Source organism: Methylophaga sp. UBA2689, from assembly GCA_002354555.1.
In the GTDB taxonomy this organism is placed as follows: Bacteria; Pseudomonadota; Gammaproteobacteria; order Nitrosococcales; family Methylophagaceae; genus Methylophaga.
This window is the reverse complement of record DELT01000076.1, coordinates 12,860-31,735: the sequence shown is the minus strand read 5'-3', so window position 1 is coordinate 31,735 and position 18,876 is coordinate 12,860. Positions and strand designations below refer to the sequence as shown.

Annotated in this window: 18 protein-coding genes; 4 read left to right on the top strand and 14 right to left on the bottom strand. The window is 45.7% G+C overall.

The window, feature by feature from the left end:
- Positions 1 to 55: 55 nt before the first annotated feature.
- Positions 56 to 616: a PilN domain-containing protein gene (locus B3M51_RS09140; protein WP_292482673.1), complete on the bottom strand. Its 561-nt coding sequence runs from the start codon at positions 614 to 616 to the stop codon at positions 56 to 58.
- Complete coding sequence (locus B3M51_RS09135) at positions 616 to 1,674, bottom strand: pilus assembly protein PilM (RefSeq protein ID WP_292482675.1); 1,059 nt, start codon at positions 1,672 to 1,674, stop codon at positions 616 to 618. Before B3M51_RS09135 ends, B3M51_RS09140 begins: the two co-directional genes overlap by 1 nt.
- 188 nt (positions 1,675 to 1,862) lie before the next feature.
- On the opposite strand from B3M51_RS09135, the gene B3M51_RS09130 reads away from it, so the two are divergent.
- On the top strand, positions 1,863 to 4,262 hold the full coding sequence (locus B3M51_RS09130; RefSeq protein WP_292758473.1) for a penicillin-binding protein 1A: 2,400 nt from the start codon (positions 1,863 to 1,865) through the stop codon (positions 4,260 to 4,262).
- Positions 4,263 to 4,645: 383 nt separating this feature from the next.
- On the opposite strand, the gene B3M51_RS09125 is transcribed toward B3M51_RS09130, so the two are convergent.
- The 12 genes from B3M51_RS09125 to B3M51_RS09070 form a co-directional block, all read right to left on the bottom strand.
- A complete protein-coding gene (locus B3M51_RS09125; protein WP_292482679.1) occupies positions 4,646 to 6,121 on the bottom strand; it encodes a M48 family metalloprotease in 1,476 nt (491 codons plus the stop codon).
- 27 nt (positions 6,122 to 6,148) lie between these two features.
- A complete protein-coding gene (gene rpmE, locus B3M51_RS09120) occupies positions 6,149 to 6,349 on the bottom strand; it encodes a 50S ribosomal protein L31 (RefSeq protein ID WP_014705308.1) in 201 nt (66 codons plus the stop codon).
- A gap of 123 nt (positions 6,350 to 6,472) precedes the next feature.
- A complete protein-coding gene (locus tag B3M51_RS09115; protein ID WP_292482681.1) occupies positions 6,473 to 7,048 on the bottom strand; it encodes a class I SAM-dependent methyltransferase in 576 nt (191 codons plus the stop codon).
- Positions 7,048 to 8,499 carry a TrkH family potassium uptake protein gene (locus B3M51_RS09110; RefSeq protein WP_292758472.1) on the bottom strand — a complete coding sequence of 484 codons (1,452 nt, stop codon included), beginning with the start codon at positions 8,497 to 8,499 and terminating at the stop codon, positions 7,048 to 7,050. The genes B3M51_RS09115 and B3M51_RS09110 overlap by 1 nt, the downstream gene beginning before the upstream one ends.
- A gap of 6 nt (positions 8,500 to 8,505) precedes the next feature.
- Positions 8,506 to 9,999: an apolipoprotein N-acyltransferase gene (lnt, locus tag B3M51_RS09105; RefSeq protein WP_292758470.1), complete on the bottom strand. Its 1,494-nt coding sequence runs from the start codon at positions 9,997 to 9,999 to the stop codon at positions 8,506 to 8,508.
- Between the two features lie 17 nt (positions 10,000 to 10,016).
- A complete protein-coding gene (locus B3M51_RS09100; protein WP_014705312.1) occupies positions 10,017 to 10,886 on the bottom strand; it encodes an HlyC/CorC family transporter in 870 nt (289 codons plus the stop codon).
- A complete protein-coding gene (gene ybeY, locus B3M51_RS09095; protein ID WP_292482689.1) occupies positions 10,883 to 11,347 on the bottom strand; it encodes an rRNA maturation RNase YbeY in 465 nt (154 codons plus the stop codon). The genes B3M51_RS09100 and ybeY overlap by 4 nt, the downstream gene beginning before the upstream one ends.
- On the bottom strand, positions 11,344 to 12,318 hold the full coding sequence (locus tag B3M51_RS09090; RefSeq protein WP_292482691.1) for a PhoH family protein: 975 nt from the start codon (positions 12,316 to 12,318) through the stop codon (positions 11,344 to 11,346). Before B3M51_RS09090 ends, ybeY begins: the two co-directional genes overlap by 4 nt.
- A gap of 21 nt (positions 12,319 to 12,339) precedes the next feature.
- Positions 12,340 to 13,680, bottom strand: coding sequence for a tRNA (N6-isopentenyl adenosine(37)-C2)-methylthiotransferase MiaB (gene miaB, locus B3M51_RS09085; protein ID WP_292482693.1), 1,341 nt, complete (start codon positions 13,678 to 13,680; stop codon positions 12,340 to 12,342).
- Between the two features lie 155 nt (positions 13,681 to 13,835).
- Complete coding sequence (locus B3M51_RS09080) at positions 13,836 to 15,425, bottom strand: glucan biosynthesis protein G (protein WP_292758467.1); 1,590 nt, start codon at positions 15,423 to 15,425, stop codon at positions 13,836 to 13,838.
- A gap of 75 nt (positions 15,426 to 15,500) precedes the next feature.
- The gene (locus B3M51_RS09075; protein ID WP_292758465.1) at positions 15,501 to 16,763 is read right to left on the bottom strand and encodes an acyltransferase family protein; all 1,263 of its coding nucleotides are present in this window, start codon (positions 16,761 to 16,763) and stop codon (positions 15,501 to 15,503) included.
- A 98-nt stretch (positions 16,764 to 16,861) separates the two neighbouring features.
- Complete coding sequence (locus tag B3M51_RS09070; RefSeq protein WP_292758463.1) at positions 16,862 to 17,170, bottom strand: hypothetical protein; 309 nt, start codon at positions 17,168 to 17,170, stop codon at positions 16,862 to 16,864.
- A 212-nt stretch (positions 17,171 to 17,382) separates the two neighbouring features.
- On the opposite strand from B3M51_RS09070, the gene B3M51_RS09065 reads away from it, so the two are divergent.
- The 3 genes from B3M51_RS09065 to B3M51_RS09055 all read left to right on the top strand — a co-directional run.
- A complete protein-coding gene (locus B3M51_RS09065; RefSeq protein ID WP_292402871.1) occupies positions 17,383 to 17,817 on the top strand; it encodes a GlcG/HbpS family heme-binding protein in 435 nt (144 codons plus the stop codon).
- Between the two features lie 29 nt (positions 17,818 to 17,846).
- Positions 17,847 to 18,050: a DUF3185 family protein gene (locus tag B3M51_RS09060; protein ID WP_292402866.1), complete on the top strand. Its 204-nt coding sequence runs from the start codon at positions 17,847 to 17,849 to the stop codon at positions 18,048 to 18,050.
- Between the two features lie 140 nt (positions 18,051 to 18,190).
- Positions 18,191 to 18,876, top strand: a 686-nt coding sequence (locus B3M51_RS09055; RefSeq protein WP_292758461.1) for a YcaO-like family protein, incomplete at its 3' end; no start/stop codon positions are given.

The window sequence follows — 18,876 nt, the reverse complement described above, 5'->3', positions numbered from 1 at the left end:
GGCCATTCGCCACTTTCATTGAAATCAATATCATTAACTGAAGGGATATCCACGACTATAGCTCCTCATCCGTTTCAGGTTTGGACTCAGTCACTTCCAGAGTGAATTGACGAATTGCATCATCACGCGAAGATGTACGCTGAACAACACGAAGTGTTGATTCGGTGAACTCTGGATCGTTATCGAGCTGATTCATAAAGACGGATACTCTGGCATTAGTCTGTGCCACCCCCTGCACAATCAGTTTATCGCCCTCGCGGCTTAAAACTTGAAGATGAATACCTTCAGGTACAGTTCTCACAATAGAATCAAACACTTTTACAACTTTAGGACGGCTCTGCTGCAAATCCTGAATAACTCTCATTCTGGCCAGCAAACGATCACGTTGCTTTTCTAAATCCTGGATTTCTTTAATCTGCATATCCACAATGGCAATTTCTTTTTGCAGATAAGCGTTACGCTGATTCTGTTTATCCAGCAAACTATTCATATGGCTATTGAAAATAGCAAAAATGATAATGGCGAGAGCTAAAGTCACTCCCATCGCAATATAGAATTGCTGCTGTCTTTCCTGACGTTTTTCTTCGCGCCAGGGGAGAAGATTGATATGTGCCATTAGTCAAAACTCCTCATGGCCAGCCCACACGCTATCATCATCGAGGGTGCATCATTACTCAGTGCCTGCACCTTGACTCGTGTACCCAGCCCCATATCGGTAAAAGGATTGGCTACAGAGGTCGAAGTACCTGTCTCTGTCTCAACAATCTTATCAACACCATCAATAGAGGCGCAGCCACCGGCCAGAATAATATGATCGATTGATTGGTACTGACTTGAAGCTGAAAAGAAAAACTGCAGGGCTCGAGTGATGGTTACTGCCATGGAACGTTTGAAAGGCTCAAGTACTTTTGGCGCGTAGTCATCCGGAAGGCTGCCATCTTTTTTGGCCCGACCCGCTTCCTGATATGACATTCCGTAATAACGCTCAATATCTTCGGTAAGCATCCGGCCGCCAAAAGTTTGTTCGCGGGTAAATACAATTTTGCCGTTGACCAGCACGTGCAAAGTTGTAACGTTCGCACCGACATCGGCAACAGCAACGGTTAATCCATTACCCTGATTAGGTAACTGTCTGGCGATAAGAGAAAAGGCATTTTCAACGGTATAAGCTTCTACATCGACCAACCGGGGTTTAAGACCGGCTTTTTCCAGCACATTGGTACGGGCATCAACATTTTCTCTACGCGAAGCGGCTAACAAAACGTCCACTGCATCGGCATCGGCTGCAGAAGGGCCCAATATTTCAAAATCCAATCGGACTTCATCCAGCGGATAGGGAATATAGTTTTCAGCTTCCAGCATCACATTTTCTTCCATGTCGCGCTCTGAAATGGAGGATGGGAAGGAAACAACTTTGGTGATAGCAGAATTTGCCGAAACCGCAACGGCAGCATCCCGGGACTTCGTACCTGAACGTTTTATTGCACGCCGTATTGCACCAGCGACTTCGTCACTGTTTTCAATCCGACCTTCTACTACAGCATTCACAGGAAGCGGTTCCACTGAGTAGGATTCGACGGTATAACGATCACCGCGCTTATTTAGTTCTAGCAGTTTCACAACCGAAGAACTGATGTCTATCCCTAGTAAAGGGGATTTCTTACGTCCAAACATGCATCGCCCCAATTCCATCGAAATGATGTGTGCAGTACACTTACACTTGTAAGTTAAAGTAGTTTATTAACAATTACCAGGATGTCAACAACTAAAACTGTGACATCTTCCCAAAAAGTCATTAACTGGCTTTATTAGGATGTTTATATATACTCTACGGTTTTATTTTTTGCGAACGAAATAATCCAATGTCGCGACTTGTGTCACGCCTTTTTAAATGGGCCTTTACCTTTTTGATAGCTGGTCTACTGTTTATCGCTGTAGTCTATCTATTTCTGTCACCCAAATTGCCCAGCACGGAATCGTTGCGGACGATTCAGTTGCAGATTCCTTTACGTATTTTTAGTGAAGAAGGTCTTTTGATGGCGGAGTTTGGCGAAAAGCGCCGCATACCGGTGGCTTATGAGGACTTTCCGCCTCAACTCATAGAAGCCTTTCTGGCAGCGGAAGATGATCGCTTTTTTGAACATCCGGGAGTGGATTACCAAGGTTTGCTTCGCGCAGCTTATTCCTTAGCACTCACTGGTGAAAAAGCGCAGGGTGGTAGTACTATAACCATGCAGGTCGCCCGGAATTTTTTCTTAAGCAATGAAAAAACCTATTTGCGCAAAATCAATGAAATTTTTCTGTCACTGGAAATTGAAAACACATTATCCAAAGAAGAAATTCTCACCTTATATCTGAATAAAATATTTCTTGGTCACCGCTCTTATGGAGTGGGTGCTGCGGCTCAAGTCTATTATGGGAAAACTCTGGATGAGTTAACGCTGAGCCAAATGGCAATGATAGCCGGCCTACCTAAAGCGCCGTCTACGACAAACCCGATTACTTCCCCACAAAGAGCGCTGGATCGACGTAATTACGTACTCAGTAGAATGCTCGATGTTGGCTTTATTTCTCAGGCGGAATATCAGCAAGCATTAAAAGAAGATGTAAGTGCTCGCTATCATGGGCGAGAAATAGAAGTCTACGCTCCCTATGTTTCAGAGATGGTCCGCACCTATCTGATTGAGGAGTTTGGCGAAGAGATCTATGAAAACGGTACTCGGGTCTTTACCACGATTAAAGCCAAACATCAGCAGGCCGCCACGAAAGCACTGCAGGATGCATTACTGGCGTATGACAAACGCCATGGATATCGCGGTCCGGCTGCCAAAGTTGAGTTAAGCGAATTACCAGATCTGGCCGCTTCCGAATTGTTCCTGAAGGATTATTCAATTATTGGTGCTATCAGTCCAGGTTTGGTATTGGAAATAGAAGGTAATACTGCACAGGTTTTTGTAAAACGGCTTGGCCAAATAGAGTTACCATTTTCTGCCGTAAGCTGGGCGCAACCGCAACTCAGTGCCAACAGCATGGGCAAAAAACCTCAGGCTATTGACGACGTATTGGCGGTCGGCGATATTATTTACCTGCGTGAGCTGGAAGAGGACTCATGGCAACTGACACAGATACCAGAAGTCCAGGGAGCCCTGATTTCCCTTGCACCTGAAGATGGTGCAATCACCTCACTGCAGGGCGGATTTGATTTCTTTCAGAATAAATTTAACCGGGTAGTGCAATCAAAACGCCAACCGGGTTCAGGCTTTAAACCTTTTGTATATTCTGCCGCGCTTGAAAAAGGTTATACCGCTGCAACCGTGGTCAACGATGCACCTGTGGTATTTGATGACCCTGGGCTGGAAAATGTCTGGCGCCCGGAAAATTACAGTGGTCGATTTTTTGGCCCAACGCGTTTGAGAGAAGCACTAACTCATTCAAGAAACCTTGTTTCTATAAGGTTGTTAAGAGATATCGGCATTGCCTATACGGTAGATTATGTACAACGTTTTGGCTTTCAACCTGAACAGGTTCCACCCAATCTATCCATCGCATTGGGAAGCGGAAATGCAGCACCAATTGATATGGCAAGAGCTTATGCTACCTTGGCAAATGGTGGTCACCTGATAGATCCCTATATTATTTCCCGGGTTGAAAATACTGCTGGTGAAATCCTGATGCAGACCAAACCCCAGAAAGTTTGCGACAGCTGCGCTATACCCGCAGCCGACATCAGTGAAGAAGAAGCCCTGATGCAAGCTGAGTTGTTAGGCTTTTATCCAGCCAAACAGGTCATTACACCGCAAAATGCTTACATTATGAACAGTATGCTGCGTGATGTAGTGAAGTTTGGTACAGGTCGTCAGGCGTTAAGTTTAAATCGCGGTGACTTAGCAGGTAAAACAGGTACAACCAATGATCAACTGGATGCCTGGTTTAATGGCTTTAACCCGGAACTGGTTGCTATAAGCTGGGTAGGTTTTGATAATCCCCGCACTCTAGGCCGTTACGAAACGGGTGGTCGTGCAGCTTTGCCAATGTGGATAGATTTTATGCGAGTTGCACTTGAAGATGTGCCCGAGAAAAGCTTTGAACAGCCTGTTGATATGGTCTCAGTTCGCATTGATCCTGAAACTGGATTACTGGCCCGTCCCGGCGATACCGAAGCAATCTACGAAACCTTCCGTAAAGATAATGTTCCAGCAATGCGTGGTGGCAGTGGCGCCACATCCAGTGAACAGGATGACACTCTGATAGAGCTGTTCTAGGGTCCTGTCTATTGCTCCTTTCATCTTCGCCTTTGTAAGCATCACTCAAGGCACGTGAAGCGTAGTTTGTCAGAGACATCCATGAATCTCACTCCATTTCCGCCTTGGCGGAGACAAAACTAATCCCAGCCCTGTTAGGCTCATTTTGTTCAACAAGGCAGAAATGATTCGCTTTAGTTGTTCTAAATAAATCTTTTCCAAGGTCATAAGGTAGTATTGTGACTATGGAAAATGGAAAACACTATCTCGTCAAAAACTGCCTGCAGAATGACAGCTCAATAAATTGACAACAGTGATGTCACCACATTGAGGAATATGTTTTAGATTGTAGTTTGGGAGATACTTAATTGAATACTGAAAGTAAACGCACTATGACTTATCAGTTAACGAACACGCTTAGCCAATTGTCCTGGCTTCAGTTCACCATTAGGATAATCGCCGTTCAATAACCGCAATTGTTGTATCGGACTATTACTGATTCGTGTTTTTGCCGCCCAGCTGGAATAACTATCGTTGCTATCAACTTTGACCACTTCGATACGTTGTGCTTCGGCAAATTGCTGTTCATCCTGACGCATAGCATGAAAGCTCATCACCGTCTCACGAAACGCCGGATCAAATTTATTGAAATCTGCTGACGACTTGGTGGTCGCGATAAAAATAAACGCCTGCTCGCGTAAATATATAACTGCCACTCGAACCGGCTTGCCCTCTGCGACTGCCAGGCCCGTGTAACCCTGCAAACCATTAGTAGAGAGCGGTTCTCCATTTTTCAAATCTTTAATATTCAACCTATCCCGGATAAACTCAGCCGGGGTCTGTTTACGATTAAGATCGGAAGCGCCCATCTCAATAATAGCGGCTCCTTGCGGCGCGGTTGCCCGTAAACTTGTTGGGTTGTTCTGAATATGCCAATTTTGCGGAAAACTCAACGCAAACTGCATTTCACTGTGATAGAAATTTCGACCAGATCGAATGCCCTGTGATTCACTATCCCCAAACACCATTCCATCGATACGCTGCAAATAACGCTCTGTACCTTCATCTTCACGAACCGTGGTTTTGTATTTATCAGCCGCTTTAACCACTTCCTGCAACCGGGTGTCATTATCCGGGTGAGAAGCAAACAGACCATGGTAGCCCTGATAATCCTGGCCTTGTTTTTTAGCCTCGGCTTCAGCAAAGGTTGCCTGATCTTTTAACACACCAATGACTTCTATCATGGCCTCTGAAGGATAGCCCGAACGGGCCAGATATTCGGCACCGAGCCTGTCCGACTCTAATTCGTGTTCACGACCATAACCACTGAGCAATGCACCACCAAACACATTAAACAGATCCTGGGCACCTGCCGTGCGTAACCCCGGAAGCAGTATTGCCCCCAGTGTGTATCCTAAATTGGCTGCCTGGGCTGCACTTTGCTGGCGTACGCCATGACGGGCAGTGACATGGCCAATCTCATGCCCGAGAACGGCTGCAAGCTCAGCTTCGGAATTTAGATAGGCCATCATTCCCCGAGTGATATAGATATAACCACCAGGCAATGCAAACGCATTGATAACCGGTGAATCTAAAACGGTAAAGCGATAAACCAAATCATCACGATGACTGACGGCGGCTAGTCTTTTACCGACATCCTCAACATATCTCTGCAACGCTTCATCTTCATAACGACCATACTGTTCGATGATCTGAGGATGATAAGTGCGGCCCATCTCAAGCTCTTTGTTTTCACTGATCATCACAAAATCCTGGCCACCTGTCACCGGATTCTGCGCACAGCCGGATAAAAGCCCCAGAAACAACAAAGCCCCTGTCAGTCGACAGAGGCTTTTGTATGTAATGTTGATGGTGTTCATTAGTATCTTCGGCTTAAGCCCGCAAGATTATTTTCCGTATTTTTGACGGAATTTATCAACACGACCGGCACTATCCAGCATTTTTTGTTTGCCAGTGTAGAACGGATGACATTCTGAGCATACATCCAGCGTCAGGTCATTGCCGCGTGTTGAACGGGTTTTGAAACTGTTACCACAGCTGCAGGTAACATTGATTTCGCTATAATCTGGATGGATATCCGCTTTCATATCTGTTCTCGCCAATAATGATTGTTGCCCGACAAACACGCTTTTTATGTTTGCCCTTTCTGAACCGCGTAATTCTACTGATCCAGTGACTTTTCAGCAAGTCCTATTAAGTATTTATTTTTATTATGACTTTTGCCCCACCAGCATCGCCATGTTTCGCCACCCCACTGAACTATCTCCAAGTGTTGACTCTTCTCGATAAACTCTTAATTTCAGACCTGAAAATAAATTTAATAGTTCATTATCTGCCAATAAAAAGTCAGGATTCTGCGGACCGGCACTATCTACTTTATCGCGACAGAATGTTTGATAAAAAATTAACCCACCAGGCTTTAAGGCATTGATAAGTTTCGGGCAAAGTTTGCGATCCAGAAACTGACTGACGACAACTACATCAAAGCTCGATTTGTCAGGCGGGTTCACACTCACATCACGCTGTTCAGTAATAACTTCTAACTGTCGTTGTTGAGCTTCTGCATTCAGTTTCGCCAATGCTTCAGAACTAATATCCCAGGCTTGAGTCTGTAATCCACGACTGGCCATCAATAAGGCATTGGCACCTAAACCACACGCCAAATCCAGCGCCAATCCCTGCTCAGGCAGTAAATGCTGATTCTGGGTGATTACCAGTGCAGGCTCGGGATAAACAGCCACCTCTGCTCGATAGCGCTGATCCCATTTTTGCTGACTATCCGACATTATCGACGCCAGAATGCCGGTGTTAACACGACTAACAAGGTGAAGATTTCAAGACGCCCTAACAACATAGCAACGCATAATATCCACTTGGATGGAGCATTAATCTGTCCAAAATTAGCCCCAACATCCCCCAGACCCGGCCCCAGATTATTCAAGCAAGCGGTTACAGCAGAAAACGACGTCACTACATCAAGGCCAGTCGCCATCAATAAAAGATGCATGATGCTGAAACAGAAAACATATAAGGCAAAGAAGCCCCAAACCGCACCAACTACTTTGGGGGGTAACGCTTTACCATTCACTTTAATGGCAAATACAGCGTTAGGATGAATCAACCGTAAAACCTCACGATATCCCTGTTTAAACAGCAGCATCGCGCGAATCACCTTAATACCGCCACCGGTAGAAAAAGCACAGCCACCAATATAGCTGGTCATCAATAATAAAATTGGCAGAAAACCCGGCCACAAATAATAATCGGTAGTGGTAAAACCAGCGGTGGTACCAATTGAAACCGCTTGGAAAATACCATGATGAGCAGCGGTCCAGCCATCATCAAAGGTGCCGGTGAAATACAGATAGGTTGCCGTTATAAGCGAGATAACGAACATAATGCTTAAAAATACTTTTAACTCTGAATCCCGCAGATAATGCATCATACTGCGATGCCGCCAGGCGAGAAAATGTAATGAAAAATTCATCGCTGAAACCAGCATGAAAGCCACCGCGATCATTTCAATCGTCGCGCTGTTAAAAAAGCCCATGCTGGCATCATGGGTGGAAAACCCGCCAATGGCGACGGTAGAAAAGCTATGACCAATAGCATCAAACCATGACATACCTGCCCAGTAATAGGCGATGGCACACGCGATCGTCAGGCTCAAATAGATATACCAGAGTGCTTTTGCGGTTTCGGTAATACGTGGGGTTAATTTGGCATCTTTCATCGGACCAGGTGTTTCGGCACGATACAGCTGCATGCCACCGACGCCTAATAATGGCAGGATAGCAACGGCCAGGACCACGATCCCCATCCCTCCCAACCACTGCAGAAACTGACGATAAAACAGTACAGCTTCTGGCAGCGTATCCAGACCAACCAGAACAGTCGCCCCGGTGGTGGTTAAACCCGACATGGACTCAAACACCGCATCGGTAATACTCATCTCGGGTGATTCGGTCAGATAAAACGGCAACGCCCCGGAAAAACCCAAAGCAATCCAGAACATAACCACCACGATAAACCCATCGCGGATCTTCAACTCTTTACGGTGTTTTCTCGCAGGTAACCATAACAGCAAACCGGTACTGACCAGAATCGCAAACGCCGACAGAAAGGCTATAGCAGCGCCGTCATTAAACCACCATGAAACCAGCACAGGTGGCAGCATGGTAATACTGAACAGGCTCAGTAAAATGCCCAGAATCCGCTGGATGGTCATTAATTGCATGGAAGATTAAGACTCGTTACGCCGATAAAAATACTGATAATACGCCCACAAAGTCAGCAACAGCAAAGTTGAGATCAATAATGGCCATTGCCCGAAACGCACGTAGGGAGTCACACCCTCTCTGGGTTGAATGTCGCCTTTCAGTACGGCTAATTCAAATTGAGGACTCTGTTGCTGAATAACGCCCTTATAATCAATAAACGCTGAAATCCCGTTAGTTGTGACCCGCAAAATGGGCCGCCCTGTCTCCAGTCCCCGGCTTCGTGAAATCTGTAAATGCTGGTGCGGTGCAAATGAATCTCCATACCAGGCATTATTAGTCGCGTTAATCAACATGGTTGCCGCCGGCACTGTGTCACGTAATTCAGATGAAAAGGCATCTTCATAGCAGATAGACACCCCGACCGGATGGCCTGCCAACATCATTTGCGGTTGTTCGGAAGCGCCCGGTACAAACGCCGACATCGGTAAATCAAAGAATTTAATCAATCCACGCAGGGTTTCAAATGGAACGTAATCGCCAAATGGAACCAGATGACGCTTATGATAAAACACCGGGGTTTCGGTCAGACTGACCATACTGTTGTAATAATCTTCACCATTTTCATCTAGTACCGGCAGCCCGACAAGAATATCGGTATTATGCGACCGTGCCTCGCGACCTAATGGTTCAAGATAACCTTCATCTATTTGATGATAAAACGCTGTTGCTGCATTTTCCGGCCAGACAATTACATCTGCATCCCAATTCTCTCGACTCAGATCAGCATATAACTGTAACGTATTACGTAATTGCTGGGGATCCCATTTAATTTCCTGCGGCACATTGCCTTGAATCAAGGCAGCTTTAACCGGTTCACCAGTGGTTTTTGTCCATTCAACCGACTGTAGCGAAAAAGCACTGCCCCAAATCACCGCGGGCAATAGGAGAAATAGCCATTTACGCTGGTAAAACACTATTGCCAGACTGCCGGCGGTCAATGCCACCAGCCAGGAGGCACCGTGAACACTGATTAACGGAATATAACCGGCAAGTGGGCCTTCAATTTGTCCGGTACCCACCTCCAGCCATGGGAATCCCGTCAGAAACCAGGCTTTAAACCACTCAAATAAAAGCCAGCTGCTGGGCAGTAATATCAGGAAATCTTTGCTGGATAATATTGGCCCGGTCAGGCGTTTTAAACCCCACCCCAATACGCCGATCATAAAACCCAGGGCAACCACAAACAGTGCGGTCAGCAAACCTGCAAGTACTATGCTGGCCTGTCCAAAAACATGGATGGCCACAAAAACCCAGGAAACACCCACACCGAACATGCCGGTACCAAACAGGGTGCCACGCCACAACGCCTGACGAGGACTGACACCTTGCCAGCTGAGAAACAGCACGAGCAGGCTCAACACCGCCAATGGGTAATAGTGAAAAGGGGCTAGACTTAGTGGCAAGATGGCACCGGCCAATAATGCTGCCCAACTGCCAAATGCGCCTTGCCAAGCCATCTGCCTGGAGGTTGTCATTATTCTGTTTCGCTTTCGCTTTCAGTTTCTTCGGCTAACTTCACCATACGTAACAAATGGACTCGACGTTTATCTGCACGTAATACGGTAAATTCCAGTGAACCTATTGTGACTTGCTCTCCCCGGCCGGGCAAATGACCAAACTGGTTCACCACATGGCCGCCCACCGTATCAAAATCATCGTCACTCCACTCGGTTTCAAAATACTCGTTAAAGTCTTCAACCGGGGTCAATGCTTTGACAGTGAAGGTATTGTCATCACGTTGCAAAATTGGCGCATCATCATCCACATCATGCTCGTCTTCAATTTCACCAACAATTTGTTCAAGCACGTTTTCGATGGTAATCATGCCGGCCACACCACCATATTCATCAACAACGATTGCCATATGATTACGACGGGCGCGAAATTCACGCAGCAATACATTTAGACGCTTACTTTCCGGGATAAACACCGCCGGACGTAACAATTCACGCAGATCAAAATTAAACTCACCAGAGCTGACCACTGCCGCCAGCAAATCCTTAGCCAGCAAAATACCGATAACATCATCACGATCATCATCAATCACCGGAAAACGTGAATGCGATGTTTCTGTGACCAGCTTAAGTGTCTCTTCTGGTGGCGCATCTCGGGAAACCATCACCACTTGGGAACGCGGAATCATAATGTCGCGAGCCTGCATCTGTGAGACGCTCAAAGCCCCTTCGACAATCGACAAGGCTTCAGCATCCAGAATATGCCGTTCAGAAGCATTGCGCAGTAATTCAATCAACTGTTCCTGGTCTTTAGGTTCCAGGAACAGATTACTTAATTTTCGCACCCAGGAAACTGGACTGTCTGAGCGACTCGGTCGTCCCTCACTCATGATGTAACCCTCTGCTCTGTATAAGGATTGTTAATATCAAGCTTGTGTAAAATTTTAATTTCCAACGATTCCATTAATTCTGCCTCATCGTCTTCAATATGATCATAGCCAAGTAAATGTAAACAGCCATGCACAATTAAATGTGCCCAATGATCATTAATGGTTTTCTCCTGCTCGGCAGCTTCACGCTCTACCACCGGAACACACAGCACCAGATCACCTAGTAACACAGGTTCTAAAGGCACAGGTGATTCAAAGGGAAAAGATAAAACATTGGTTGGATAGTTTTTGCCGCGGTAATCATTATTCAGTTCGGCACTTTCGGTTTCATCAACCAGGCGAATACTTAATTCACAGTCTTCATTGACTTCAGCCAGTGCAGCACTGGCCCAGCGTTGAAATAGTTGTTCAGATGGCACATCTGCATCAGTTGCCTGCTGCAAATCGATAATGACGTTCACGACTTTGTTTCAGCCTTTTCGTAAGCCAGAATAACTTTCTGTACCAGCGAATGACGCACCACATCTTTTGCCTGAAAGAAGGTAAAGCCAATGCCTTCAATATCTTTTAATACTTCAATGGCATGGCGTAAACCTGAACGAGTTGAACCAGGCAAATCCACCTGGGTAATATCACCTGTAATCACCGCTGTCGAGTTATAGCCCAGACGGGTCAGAAACATTTTCATCTGCTCAACTGTGGTGTTCTGCGCTTCATCCAGAATAATAAACGATTCGTTCAATGTACGACCACGCATATATGCCAGTGGCGCTACTTCGATCACATTGCGCTCAATCAGTTTGGCAACCCGTTCAAACCCCAGCATTTCATAAAGCGCATCAAACAATGGCCGTAAATATGGATCGACTTTCTGAGCCAGATCACCCGGCAGAAAACCAAGCCTTTCACCGGCTTCAACCGCCGGTCTGACTAAAACAATACGTCGTGCAAAATCGCGTTCCAGCGCTTCTACCGCACAGGCCACCGCCAGATAGGTTTTACCGGTACCGGCAGGTCCCACACCAAAGTTGATGTCATGCGTCATTACCCGACGCAAATAGGCTTGTTGATTTTCACCACGCGCTTTAATCAGGCCGCGTTTGGTTTTGATGGTAACTTCTTTTTCTTCTTCAAAACCGGTGGTTTCAGTGCCGCCGGATTCACGAATCGCCAGATGGACCTGTTCCGGTTCCAGAACAGATTGGGCGGTGTCGGCATACAGAGCATGTATCACATCCTGTACTTCAGCCAGAATCTCCGGCTTACCGATGATCTGGAACTTGCCACCGCGATTATTGATTTCCACGCCAAATCCACGCTCCATCATCCGGATATGTTCATCCAGATGACCACATAGATTGGCTAGGCGCGGGTTGTCCGCTGGACTTAATTCAAAGCTTATCGTGTCAACTGTAACAGCTGGAGTGACCACAAATTAGATTCCAAAAAGGAGTTAGAGGATAACGCTATCAGCAAGAAGTTCTCCTCGCAAGGAGTTGGTGTGTGCCTCTGTGACACGCACATCGACAAACTTGCCAACCAGCGCAATATCACCGGGGAAATTGACCACCCGATTATTTTCAGTTCTGCCGGCTATTTCATCTGCATCTCGATGTGCAGCACGCTCTACCAAAACACGTTGCACAGTGCCAAGCATTGATTCACTGACGGCATTTTCAAGCTCACGCAAACGATCCTGCATGATTTGCAGACGCTGTTTCTTCTCTTCATCAGAAACTGAATCATTAAACATTGCTGCTGGTGTGCCAGGACGCGCGCTATATATAAAGCTGAAAGAATGATCAAAACCTATCTGGTTGATTAACGCCATCGTCGCGTTGAAATCTTCGTCGGTTTCATTAGGAAATCCGACAATAAAATCGCTCGACATACTCAGATTCGGACGAATTTTTTTCACCCGTTCAATTTTTTCAATATATTGCGCGACAGTATGACCGCGTTTCATCATCGCCAGAATCCGATCTGAGCCGGACTGCACCGGTAAGTGCAGATGATTGACCAGTTCCGGGACTTCGGCAAACGCTTCGATCAATGAATCGGAAAACTCCACCGGATGCGAGGTAGTAAAGCGAATACGCTCAATACCATCAATTGCCGCCACATAATTAATCAGTAACGCCAGATCAGCGGTTTCATCATCTTCAATAATACCGCGATAGGCATTAACGTTTTGTCCTAACAGATTGACTTCACGCACACCCTGAGCGGCCAGTTGCCGAATCTCACGTAACACAGCGCCAACCGGGCGACTGACTTCTTCACCACGGGTATAGGGCACAACGCAGAATGTGCAGTACTTGCTGCAACCTTCCATGATGGAAACGAACGCTGTAGGGCCATCGGCTTTTGGAGCGGGGAGATTATCGAACTTCTCAATTTCCGGAAATGAGATATCGATTTCCGGTTTATTATTTTTTCTGACGTCATCCAGCATCGTCGGTAAACGGTGCAGAGTCTGTGGTCCAAAAATCAGATCGACATAAGGCGCACGTTTACGAATCGCCTCACCTTCCTGACTGGCCACACAACCGCCAACCCCAATCACCAGATGTGGCTTTTTATCTTTCCAGCGCTTCCAGCGACCCAGTTGATGAAAAACTTTTTCCTGGGCTTTTTCCCGGATCGAACAGGTATTCAGCAACAACACATCCGCATCTTCAGCGATATCGGTTGTTTCCAATTGATGTGATGCAGCAAGCACCTCGGCCATCTTGTTCGAGTCGTACTCGTTCATCTGGCAGCCAAAGGTTCTGATAAAAAGTTTTCCGGCCATAAAATCAGTCAGTGATAAAGGGCGCACAGCATACGCTTTTTACATCGTAGAGTACAGACAAGTGATTGTTTTTGTTAGCGCAAAATTACCTGCCTGCCGTTTTGCCGCTTAAACAAATCACCTGTCAGTGTTTAGCGAAAGCTTTTACTGCGTTATCAACGGGTTTCTGCAAACCCTATAGGGATTTGATAACTCCAGGTTTCGGATAAAGGCTGCTGGTTTTCGTCGACCAGCGCGGCGCGCATCTCAACCACCTTATCAGGATCATTAATTTGCGTTCGCATGATTAAACGCCAACCTTTTGTGGCAGGGTTATAGCGCAGATGGCTACTCAAAATTTTGGCATGTTCACTGATACTGATTTGTGTTGCAGGTATCCGATACTCACCACGTTCCGTCAATACCGGACCCACAAAATCTACCTGCAATAATATGGTTTCATCCAAGTCACGGATCAGATTGGCTTGTTTATCTTCACCTGCTGAACGTAATGTTTGTTCCACCCAGGCAATATCAGGATCTGTCAGTGACGGCTCATCCAGGGTCCAATGAATCCGATAGGACAGCTCAAGGGGCTTCCCTAGTGGCGGAAGATTATCGGGAATCCAGAATGCACCAATATTGTCATTAGTTTCGTCCGCAGTACGGTATTCAATCAATTTAATACGGCCTTTACCCCAGTCACTTTTGGTTTCAATCCAGCCACTGGGTCGTAAATGATACAAATCATCCAGCTCCTGAAACCGTGCAAACTCACGACCACGTTGTAATAAACCAAAGCCTTTCGGGTTTTCGACCTGCCAGGTACTCACAGACACGCCATCCGGGTTATTCAGCGGACGCCAAATCCTTTCCCCGTTTCCAGCATGAATAGATAACCCATTCGAATCATGAATCTGTGGGCGGAAATTATGCTGGCTCGGCGGTTGCCGGCCATCATATAAAAACATGCTGGTGAGCGTTGCCAGACCCAACTCATGAACCTGTTTACGGAGATACACTTTGGCTTCAACATCCAGCACTGTATCGGTGCCCGGTTGTAGATCAAAACGATAAGCACCGGTCGCACTAGGCGAATCCAGTAATGCATAAATCACCAGGTTTTCTTCGCCGGGCTGGGGTTGCTGAATCCAGAATTCACGAAATTCCGGAAACTCTTCTTCAATATCATCTGCAACCGCAGTATCAATATTCATCCCCCGTCCAGAGAGACCATAAACCTGCTCTTCACCAATCACCCTGAAATAACTCGCGCCCAACACACTCATGATTTCATCGTATTTATCCGCTTTATTAATGGGATATAAAACGCGGAAACCGGCATAGCCCAGATTCGCTGTGTTGGCTTTTTCAAAAGTTAAATCACCAAAATCAAAGTTTTCCGGATCGTAGCTAATTTCCGTAATGCCATTCGGCAGGATCTCATTAATCTTTACCGGCACCTTGAAGTGCATACCTTGATGATAAAACGCCAGTCGGAATGGGATTTGCTGGTCGTTCCAATGAAATTTCTCTGCTCTTGGCTGGATTTTCATGTAATCGGCAAACTGCATCTGACTGAACGCTGCGGGCAGATTGCTTTGTGGTTTGACATAGTCCTGTTTGACCAATGTCTGAGCTTTTTCTGCCACGTCCTCTAACGAAAAAGCCAAGCTGCTGGTCGAAAAAATAAATAAGCCGATTGCAACTACGTGAGAGAAAAAATTAAACGAGCGTCCTGAGCGGTTAGCTAAGGGATAAGGCATGTTATTTCCTCAAATCAAAACTGAAAATGAATTTTGCTTATACATAGAATCAGGCCGGCATTGGCACATTAAAAATCAGGATTGCTTTATTGCCGTAAGTGGCAACCGTTTTAATATCCATCTACGGGTAGGCACTACCGCTTGTTCCATCGACCAGATACACAAGATCACGGTCATCAACAGGAATAATGGATAAAACCAAATCGACAAGGTTTGTTCACTTGCCTGAACCGCACAACTGTTCCAGTTCTGCAAACACTCAATCGACAGCACATTAAGTATTTTTTCGGAACGGGAAAACAATACAAAGACAGGCACATGCAACACAAACAATGGCAATGATGCTGCACCCAGCCGACGTGACCAGTTATTAAACCATTCACTGTGTGGCGCTCCTGCTAAAGCACACAGATAAATCAGCATCAGCTGAGCCGGCAATAACAAACCGTTATGCAACAGAAAATACCAGTAACGTTCGCCTTTAAGCAGCCATATCGCGCCAAGAAAACACAACATGACAAACAACGCCATCAGGATTCGCACCATAAACTTCGGATCACGCCCACTATCCCGCAGCTGACGAAACAAGGCATAACTGACAATACCGGCAAAAAACTCTGGAATACGAATAATTGGCATGCGATGCAACATGCCGGTAAATGGCATACCGTAATCACCATTCCAAATAACCAGTAACGGCGGGACAAGATAAATCAGCATCAATGCTGAAAGCCACAGAATTTTATGTTTTACCCGCATCAGATACGGCGCAGCAAAGGGAAAGGTTAAATAAAAGAAAAACAACGTCGAAATCGACCATAACGGCGCGTTAAAGGTCAGATAGAAAGGATTCCAGGCTTGCAACATGAATATCTGCAACAACGAATTAACCAGTAACTCACCATTACTCATGTAGTGCTCAATTGACGCCCGCCCAGCTTCACCCAAATCCACATTGGTGTCATACACCACAAACCGTACCGTGGCTTTCACATCATCTGGAGGAAGGCCCAGATAATTGATAATGGTCAGAACCGAAAACGTTAGCAGCAGTGAAAAAACATGTAGCGGATATAAGTTAGAAAAGCGCTTTGCCCAAAAGCTGGTCGCTGCTTCGCGTAATTCACCGTTTCGGCAATAAACATGCGCTAAAAGAAATCCGGACAACACAAAGAAACTGCTGGTGGCAAAAAAGCCAACGCCAACCATATCCATCAACCAGGGGGCTTTTTCTTTGAGTTTGTAAGTATGTAACGTGTGAAAAACCACGATATATAAACCCAGCAAAAAACGCAGCCATTCCAGCCCAATAAAATGTTCCTTACCGCGTTGTTCCACTCTGATTCCCTGAACTAATAAATTGCGCTAAATATTACAGGCTGTCATACAAAACTGTTTAACCAATTCGTTATACCAGGTGTTTCTTTAAATTGGCTTTAATCTGCACTGCGATATCTACGCCGGTAATTCCAGGCTTTCTCGCATTCTGGCAAGTCGTAAAATAAAACTGGAGCTTCTCCCCCGGCATTGCCGTAATCACTATAAAACCGGTCACAATATTGCTGGCTGCGATCCCATTCAGCAACACATTGGTCCGCATATTTTTCCCGGATAGGCGTTAACTTCTCCAGCCTTGCTGTTTCACAGGCCTCATCAAGTTGCTGTTGGGTCAACTGGCTGTCTTCAGCAAATACCTGACTTGTAAATGCACTTATTAATATAGTCAGTTGTAAAAGTGCTTTCATAGGCTTTTCCTGTCATCACTCGTTATCAAGGGTTTTGACTTATGTTATTGCGTTTATATCGAGGCCGCTTACAGTAGAAAGCATCTATTAAAATTATAATTTCAATATAAATTGAAATCCCTGTCTGGGTCCTATTTTCTCTATGAAATAGTGTTGTTGAAAAAATACTTTTTCAACAGTTTCTGATCCAGCAATTCAATAAGGAGATAACCATGCACGTTACTTCAGAAGCGGCTAAAAAAGCTATTGATGGCGCCCTCAAAAAAGCTGAATCCACTGACACTCGTATGTGTATTGCTGTCGTTGATTCCGGCGGCGCGCTGAAAGCATTCTATCGTATGGATGATGCCTGGGTTGGCAGTATTGATATAGCTATCAAAAAAGCCCGGACAGCAGTGTATTTTGGTATGCCCAGTGGTGAAATCGGCCAACTATCCCAACCGGGCCAGCCTTTGTATGGCATCGAACATTCAAATGATGGCATGATTACTTTTCCAGGCGGTGTGCCAATCGTTGATGACGAAGGATTTATGTCTGGTGCGATTGGGGTAAGTGGCAGCTCGGTCGAAAATGATGATCTGGTTGCACGTGCAGGCGTTGAAACAATCGGCGTTTGTGATTTACCAGAACACCCATGGAGAACTTAAAAAAATAAATAATTAACCGGAGAGAGAACATGGGAAGTCAAAAGCTTTTAGGCATAATTTTAGTAGTTATCGGCATTATCTTGTTGGTATTTGGTTTTAATGCATCGCAGTCATTAGGTGATCAAGTGACCGAAACATTCACCGGTCGTTTTACGGATGAAACCATGTGGTACATCATTGGTGGCGCAGTAGCGGTAGTCGTCGGTGGCTTTTTGGCTTTGGGCCGGAAATAAAATGTCCTAGCCTTTCACGTTTGCCCTCAGGCAACTAGTCAGAATGTAAATCTGCCGAACTGTTAATATATGAAACCAAATCGGCTAATTAAAAAAAGCCCCCGTGACCGGGGGCTTTTTTATCTATGCGAGTAATTCATATGACTGAAAAAACATTTATCAAAGGCAAAGACAGCGATCTGGAAACCAGTATCGCCACCATGCAGGCCAAACTAAAGTCGTTTGGTTTTGATATCGAAGAAGCCTCCTGGCTTAACCCGGTCAGCAATGTTTATTCAGTCCATATCAGAGATAAAACCTGTCCTTTGATGTTTACCAATGGCAAAGGCAGCAGCGAAAAAGCCTGTCTTGCCAGTGCGTTGGGTGAATATTTCGAACGACTCAGCTGCAATTATTTCTTTGCCGACTTCTATCTGGGCGAACATCACAGCAATAGTGAATTTGTGCATTATCCCAACGAACGCTGGTTTGACATGGATGGTGATGAAATGCCCGAAGGCTTGATGGATGAAAGCCTGTGGAAATATTTTGATCCGGAAAACGAACTGACGCCGGATATGTTGTTTGATACCAATTCCGGCGACGGCGAACGGGGTATCTGTGCTGTACCTTATCTGCGCCTTGGTGATGGCGAAGTTCGTTATATTCCAGTCAACCTTATCGGCAATATTTACGTCAGCAATGGTATGTCGGCCGGTAATACTCAGAATGAAGCCCGGGTTCAAGGCTTATCCGAAGTCTTTGAACGCTATGTGAAAAACAAAATTATTGCTGAAGGTATCTGTCTGCCCGAAGTACCTGATGAAGTATTAAACCGTTATCCAAA

Coding starts and splice junctions, on each gene's coding strand:
- B3M51_RS09140 (WP_292482673.1), bottom strand. CDS start 616: ATGGCACATATCAATCTTCTCCCCTGGCGCGAAGAAAAACGTCAGGAA.
- B3M51_RS09135 (WP_292482675.1), bottom strand. CDS start 1,674: ATGTTTGGACGTAAGAAATCCCCTTTACTAGGGATAGACATCAGTTCT.
- B3M51_RS09130 (WP_292758473.1), top strand. CDS start 1,863: ATGTCGCGACTTGTGTCACGCCTTTTTAAATGGGCCTTTACCTTTTTG.
- B3M51_RS09125 (WP_292482679.1), bottom strand. CDS start 6,121: ATGAACACCATCAACATTACATACAAAAGCCTCTGTCGACTGACAGGG.
- rpmE (WP_014705308.1), bottom strand. CDS start 6,349: ATGAAAGCGGATATCCATCCAGATTATAGCGAAATCAATGTTACCTGC.
- B3M51_RS09115 (WP_292482681.1), bottom strand. CDS start 7,048: ATGTCGGATAGTCAGCAAAAATGGGATCAGCGCTATCGAGCAGAGGTG.
- B3M51_RS09110 (WP_292758472.1), bottom strand. CDS start 8,499: ATGCAATTAATGACCATCCAGCGGATTCTGGGCATTTTACTGAGCCTG.
- lnt (WP_292758470.1), bottom strand. CDS start 9,999: ATGGCTTGGCAAGGCGCATTTGGCAGTTGGGCAGCATTATTGGCCGGT.
- B3M51_RS09100 (WP_014705312.1), bottom strand. CDS start 10,886: ATGAGTGAGGGACGACCGAGTCGCTCAGACAGTCCAGTTTCCTGGGTG.
- miaB (WP_292482693.1), bottom strand. CDS start 13,680: ATGGCCGGAAAACTTTTTATCAGAACCTTTGGCTGCCAGATGAACGAG.
- B3M51_RS09080 (WP_292758467.1), bottom strand. CDS start 15,425: ATGCCTTATCCCTTAGCTAACCGCTCAGGACGCTCGTTTAATTTTTTC.
- B3M51_RS09070 (WP_292758463.1), bottom strand. CDS start 17,170: ATGAAAGCACTTTTACAACTGACTATATTAATAAGTGCATTTACAAGT.
- B3M51_RS09065 (WP_292402871.1), top strand. CDS start 17,383: ATGCACGTTACTTCAGAAGCGGCTAAAAAAGCTATTGATGGCGCCCTC.
- B3M51_RS09060 (WP_292402866.1), top strand. CDS start 17,847: ATGGGAAGTCAAAAGCTTTTAGGCATAATTTTAGTAGTTATCGGCATT.